The organism is Pseudoduganella aquatica, from assembly GCF_009857595.1.
Classification (GTDB): domain Bacteria; phylum Pseudomonadota; class Gammaproteobacteria; order Burkholderiales; family Burkholderiaceae_D; genus Rugamonas; species Rugamonas aquatica_A.
Genome location: NZ_WWCU01000112.1, coordinates 1 through 711 on the forward strand (window position 1 = coordinate 1; position 711 = coordinate 711).

General features: G+C 65.8%; 1 protein-coding gene. It reads right to left on the bottom strand.

Annotated elements, in window-relative coordinates; all coding sequences use genetic code 11:
* A partial coding sequence (locus GTP77_RS29785; protein ID WP_187358902.1) for a phage late control D family protein occupies positions 1 to 711 on the bottom strand: 711 nt, incomplete at both ends.

Sequence of the window (711 nt, forward strand, 5' to 3'; positions counted from 1 at the left end):
CCTTGGGCAGGTTGTTCTGCGCGGTCACCTGCAGCGCCGTGACGGTGAAGTCGCGCTCCTCTGCGGCGTGGCTGCTGATCTCCGGGTGGCCTTCGAGCGTGAAGTATTCGCCCACGCACAGGTCGCGTACGCTGCCTTCGGCGTGGAAGCACTTGGTTTCGTAGTCGTGGCGCTGCATGCGCAGCTGGCCGAGTTTGAACAGATCTTCATGGTCGTCGCCGGCGTGCGGGGGCAGTACCTGGTAGTCGTCCATGCTGGCGGCCATCCAGCGGCCGCTGCTGCCTTGGTCGGCCTCCCCAAGCGCGGCCACGCTCATGAAGTGCACGCCGAGCGGATTGCGGTAGTCCCAGCTGTGGGTGGCGGTGCTGCCCGGCTGTAGCGTGCGCACCGCGCTCCACGAGGTGATGCTGTCGCGTTCTTCGGTGGCGCTGTCGCGGTGGTAGCGCACGGTGCCAGCGGCGTTTTCGCGCACGCTGTCGGGGCGATTCAGCAGCACCATGGTGTGGAACAGGGTGCGCTCGCCGTGGTCGGCGCGGAAGTACCAGGAGATGCCGCGCCGCTTGAGCAGGCGGCGGATGAAGGCACCGTCGGACTCGTTGTGCTGCATGGTGAATTCGCGCTTGGGGTAGCTGATGGTGTCGAAGAAGTCGGCCAGCTCGTGCTTGAAGCAAATGCCAACGATGCGGTTCCCCAGCCGCCATTCGTCCAGGA